Raw genomic sequence first — 5,103 nt, 5'->3', positions numbered from 1 at the left:
CTAGCAGTGCCAACCCGCGACGATTTATTCACATCCCTCCGCCGCTATCGGGAATTTCTCAAGCTCGAATATCCCCGCTACTACTGGAATCCCAACTACGAGCCGTGGTTGCCAGATAACGTCGAGATTCCCAAAGCTGGTGAATACTTCCCCCGCGCCATTTCCAAAGCCATCTACGGCAAAGCCTACTATGATGGCGATCGACCGTTGAACAAAGAACTCGATGATTTCGCCAAAAGCATCGACAACACCAAACTCCCTTCAATGGTGCTGTGCTGCTTCGGCATCGGCGACGGTACGGGTAGCGGTATCGTCGTAGACTTAGCACGTCACCTGTCGAATGTCAAGCTCGGACGACGCATTCCGGTAATTGGTGTTGGTGAAATGCCCTGTAGCGGCGACCCCGAAGCCTTCCGCGATGGTAGCTTGTTCGCCACCATGAACGAGATCGACTGTATGCTCGATGACGATAAGAATGCAGGTGTCACCACAGTTTGGGGCGACTTATATCGCAATCCCTTCACGGGCGGCTTCTTTGCCCTCGCCACCGAGAACTCCTACCAACGCCTGTCCAAGTATACCGATACTGGCGTGCCCAGCGAACGCGATCGGATGCGGCTGCAAGTGACTCACAAATTCGTTGCCGATGCCTTCATGCGGATTGCCTTAGATGACTACGGGCGCACCATCTTCAAAGCCCTGCGCTTAGTCGGACAAACGACAGCACCCCACGAAGCGATTAGCACCAAAGCCCGTAACTGGACGCTCTACGACATCGCCAAATTCACTCACCCTGCGGTGCAAGTCTTACCAGGCGAACCATTGAGCAAATGGCGGAGCGTCATCGCTGAGTGGATCGAGCATATTCCAGACTACGCTGGCTTGAAACCAGGCTTTAAGACCGACTATGCCGAGTGTATCATCCACGCACCGCGCGAAATGTGGAATGAAAAGCTCGATGACAAATTCAAATCAGTCGTTTCCACCTTCCTCCTCGATTCCGAAGATTCCGCACTAAATATCACCCACCGCGAATTCTTCGACCATCTGACGGCTTTTGCAGACATTATGCTACCAGGAGTCGCCAAGGTGGACTTCGTAGACTTCTTCAAGAGTCGCGATCTCTACGACACGCTCACTTGGGAGCAAAAACTCCTCCACCACTCTTGGCTGATGGATCTGGGCGTGATGATGTCCGAGCCAGCGATTCGGTTTGAAGGGATGGCGGGTGAATGTCTGTGGGGTTGTGCCTGTTGGATTGTGGTGCCCTACGACCAACTGCGGGGCGATGCACCCGTCCCTGTCAACCGTCGGGATATCTTGGCGAAGGGAATTGCACCGATGACTGGCACTGTGGTGTCTATTCCGGCTTCTGCTCAAGCAGTTACCGCACTGTAGTGGCTCAGGACGAGAACGGGCGATCGGCTGTAATTTATGTGGTGGGCACTGCCCACCCTACATTTTTACATTGCTGTTAGTGCGATTTAGGCGGATCGATCGTCGATTTGGTTGAAGCGGAGATCTACCCACCCCGCCCTTCGGGCACCCCTCCTCGGAGGGGATTTTCAATACCAGGTTTAGCAAGGAGAGCACCACCTTTATGAAAGCAGAGTGGTTTTATACAACAAAAGAAAAATTTCTTAGTTCACTGAAGTGAACTTTTGCTATTAGCCCCAAATTCATTTGAGGGCGGTTAAAGACTAAGCATTTTTCACCAGACTAATCGTTATTACAGGAATCATAATTATGGTCTTAGAAGTAATTCGACCGACAAGCACAAACTCAAATCCTAAACAGCAAAAGATTCCAGTCACCATTATTACTGGCTTCTTAGGTTCGGGAAAAACAACCTTAGTCAATCATATTTTACACGAACAACACGGTTGTAAAATTGCTGTAATTGTTAACGAATTTGGCGAGATTGGTATCGATGGACAAATTACGATCGCAGATGACGACGAACAGATTGTCGAGTTCAATAATGGTTGTCTGTGCTGTACGGTGCGCGGCGATTTGGTGCGGACGTTAGAAGAGCTGACTAAACGATCGGATCTAGATGCGGTACTAATCGAAACTACGGGGCTTGCAGATCCGGCTCCAGTGGCTTCGACATTTATCGTCGCCGAAGAGATAAAATCCAAATTTAGCCTTGATGCCTTTGTTACCGTCGTCGATGCGCGGAATTTGCAGCAAAATCTCAAGGATAGCCATGAGGCTCAAGAGCAGATAGCTTTTGCAGATATTATCTTAATCAATAAAACCGATCTCGTTACTCCTGAAGACATCGCCCGCATCCAGCAGCAACTTCGCGAATTAAACCCGATCGCCAAAGTTTACCATACCGAATATAGCTCGATCGATCTATCGCTGATTCTAGATACCAAAGCCTTCGAGTTAGAGGCAAAGTTAGAAATAGATCCATCATTTCTCGAAGACTTAGCGCACGAACACGATGCCTCGATCGGTTCTTTTGCTGTAACTTCCGATCGACCGATCGATCTGAATAAATTCATGTTGTGGATGAACGATTTAGCACAATCAAAAGGTGAGGATTTATATCGCACCAAGGGCTTGTTTTATGCGCAAGGTTTTCCCGAACGGGTGTTATTTCAAAGCGTGCGAATGCTGACATCCATGCGCCGAGACAGGCTGTGGCAAAAAGACGAACCAAAATTAACGCAACTAGTCGCGATCGGACGCAATCTCGATCGGGAAGAGTTTGTCAAAGGATTTGAAAAGTGTGTAGCTTGAATTAATTGAGAATTGCGGATAGTCTTGAGGGCACAGTTCATGCAAACCAAACTCGAACGCGGTAATGCAGTAGCATTTTTTGATAAAGGGGTAGAACAGTTTCGGACTGGAGATCTGGCTGGGGCAATTTCCAGTTTCAATCGAGCGTTGCAGTTCGATCCTGACAATGCCGATACCTATGGCTATCGCTGTGTTGCACGCCACCGAGCAGGCGATCTAGCCGGAGCGATCGCCGATTGTCAACATGCTGCCAACTTATACCTAGAGCAGGGAGACGATCGCGAGTACCAGTACGCGATCGAAATTTTCAACAAACTTCAAGATCTCACACCTGTGGCATAGAGTTATGAATCGACATGTTTTGGCTGTTTGTACGAGTTGTGAGAGTGCCCATCGGATGAAGCAGGCGATTCGCAAGAGTGGTGGCGAACGCTTATTAGAGCAATTACAGACACTCGTTCGAGCTGCACCGATCGAGGGACTGTCGATCGAACCCCATGAATGCCTGGGAGCTTGCGATCGAGCCTGTGCGATCGCTTTCAATGCTCCTGGCAAATATATTTACCTATTTGGCGATCTGCCTGTAGACGACGAACGATTGGAGTCAACAGCCACGGCGGTAACGACGTTTGCCACTCAGTACCACGCCAAGCCCGATGGCACCATCTCCTACATCAAGTGTCCCGAACTCCTCAAAAAAAGGGTTGTCGCTAAGATTCCGCCATTGTGACTCGACGCTAGCACTTGAGAGTCAGACGAAACCCCCCGCCCTCACCCCGCCAGATCCTGGGCTTCTGACTCCCCTCTGCTTGGTGCAATGTTTGAATTATAAGGGATAACTGCTGGAAAGTCAGATCGTACATTCATCAATCGGTAATCGATCTAGAGATTACCGCTAACTTACCGATCTAGAGTTGGTGATTGGCGCAGATCCGCTTCTTCAAAGATCGCATGGTAAAGCAAGCCAGCCGCGATCGCGCCTAAAATTGGTGCCACCCAAAATAGCCACAATTGTCCGATTAAGCCCGTATTTCCAAATATGCCTACAATTATAGCTGGGCCAGTACTTCTAGCTGGATTTACAGATGTATTTGTGATGGGAATACTAATGAGATGAATTAACGCTAGCATCAATCCAATCGCAATTGGAGCAAAACCTTGAGGTGCGCGACGATCTGTAATCCCCAATATCACCATTAAAAACATGAATGTCATCACTACTTCAGTGATAAAACAAGACAACAAGGAATACCGCTGCGGTGAATGAATTTCAAAACCATTAGTTGCCAGTGGGCCACTACCCGAAAGTACATAACCATCAAATTTACCCGATGCAATCAGGTAAATAATCAATGCTGCGACGATCGCGCCACCAACTTGCGCGATAATATACGGTAATAATTCCGATGCGGGAAATCTCTTACCCGCCCACAGTCCAAAAGATACCGCCGGATTGAGATGGCAACCAGAGATATGTCCGATCGCATATGCCATCGTTAATACTGTTAAGCCAAAGGCGAAAGAAACTCCCAAAGTACCAATTCCTAAAGACGCCGTCGCTGCTGCCCCAGCGTTGGATGCACCCTGGGTATTGATGTCAGTATAAGCGGCGGCAAATACGGCACTACCACACCCACCCAGCACCAGCCAGAAGGTGCCCATAAATTCAGCAATACAACGTTTAGTCAATGGGATAGTCATTGTGTTAATTCAAAATTAGATCGACAATTGCTGTCATTGTCGTTGGTACACCTATTTTCGATCCTCACTTCGTAACATATAGTAATGCTTTCAATTGTAGTTTTTGTCTTAGTAATACGAGCATCTCGAATACCAGAGTAACTAAATACTGTAATTTCGATCTACGCCTAGGACATATCCCCGACTTCTCTGAGAAGTCGGGGATATGATACCAAAGTTTAGTAATGTCCTAATTGCCTTGGCGGTTGCTATAAATACTGTAATTTCAATCTACGGAGCGATGTTCACATGTAGCTAAAAATAACAGCACAGAGCGATCGACTCGCTATGTGCTGTTAAATACTTATTTGGAGCCTAAGCTGCTAATTTCATAACAAGTAATCTTGGTTATGATACTAAATCCACAGCTTCGATTTTACTAGCTGCTGCTTTCTTAACAGTGACGCCGAGTGTGGCTAGATCTGCTAATGCTAGAGTCTGAATCCGCGACTGTTGCAGTGTCGCTTCGCGCTCGGCAACTGTGTTGTAGCCCCATTCAGCCAAATATAGCTTGACCGATTCGAGTTCTGGCTGAGTGGCAATTTTAGCCAGCGTCGGCAGCCGATCTTCGACAAACCAGACAGTCGGCGATTTTTTGGCACCGCGATCGAG

General features: G+C 48.1%; 5 protein-coding genes and 1 pseudogene. 4 read left to right on the top strand and 2 right to left on the bottom strand.

Annotation, left to right across the window (positions count from 1 at the left end; translation table 11 throughout):
• The 4 genes from RMO35_RS21955 to RMO35_RS21940 form a co-directional block, all read left to right on the top strand.
• Positions 1-1,398, top strand: a 1,398-nt coding sequence (locus RMO35_RS21955) for a hypothetical protein (RefSeq protein ID WP_309744300.1), incomplete at its 5' end; no start/stop codon positions are given.
• 348 nt (positions 1,399-1,746) lie between these two features.
• The gene (locus RMO35_RS21950) at positions 1,747-2,751 is read left to right on the top strand and encodes a GTP-binding protein (RefSeq protein ID WP_309744297.1); all 1,005 of its coding nucleotides are present in this window, start codon (positions 1,747-1,749) and stop codon (positions 2,749-2,751) included.
• 39 nt (positions 2,752-2,790) lie between these two features.
• Positions 2,791-3,093 (top strand): tetratricopeptide repeat protein, encoded by a 303-nt coding sequence (locus RMO35_RS21945; RefSeq protein ID WP_309744295.1) that lies wholly within the window; start codon positions 2,791-2,793, stop codon positions 3,091-3,093.
• Between the two features lie 4 nt (positions 3,094-3,097).
• Entirely contained in the window at positions 3,098-3,481 is a 384-nt protein-coding gene (locus tag RMO35_RS21940) for a DUF1636 domain-containing protein (RefSeq protein WP_309744293.1), read from the top strand.
• Between the two features lie 170 nt (positions 3,482-3,651).
• Here the strand turns inward: RMO35_RS21940 and aqpZ are convergent, their stop codons facing one another.
• Together aqpZ and RMO35_RS21930 are read right to left on the bottom strand one after the other, a co-directional pair.
• On the bottom strand, positions 3,652-4,446 hold the full coding sequence (aqpZ, locus tag RMO35_RS21935) for an aquaporin Z (RefSeq protein WP_396135709.1): 795 nt from the start codon (positions 4,444-4,446) through the stop codon (positions 3,652-3,654).
• A gap of 393 nt (positions 4,447-4,839) precedes the next feature.
• Positions 4,840-5,103 (bottom strand): annotated as a pseudogene (locus RMO35_RS21930) (HAD family hydrolase); the annotation flags it as partial.

The organism is Chamaesiphon sp. OTE_20_metabat_361, assembly GCF_031364565.1.
The sequence above is the reverse complement of the archived record's forward strand: the minus strand, read 5'-3'. Positions and strand labels throughout refer to the sequence as shown.

Bases quoted from the DNA above. Each gene is read 5' to 3' on its own strand.
- RMO35_RS21940 (WP_309744293.1), top strand. From the start codon at position 3,098: ATGAATCGACATGTTTTGGCTGTTTGTACGAGTTGTGAGAGTGCCCAT.
- RMO35_RS21950 (WP_309744297.1), top strand. From the start codon at position 1,747: ATGGTCTTAGAAGTAATTCGACCGACAAGCACAAACTCAAATCCTAAA.
- RMO35_RS21945 (WP_309744295.1), top strand. From the start codon at position 2,791: ATGCAAACCAAACTCGAACGCGGTAATGCAGTAGCATTTTTTGATAAA.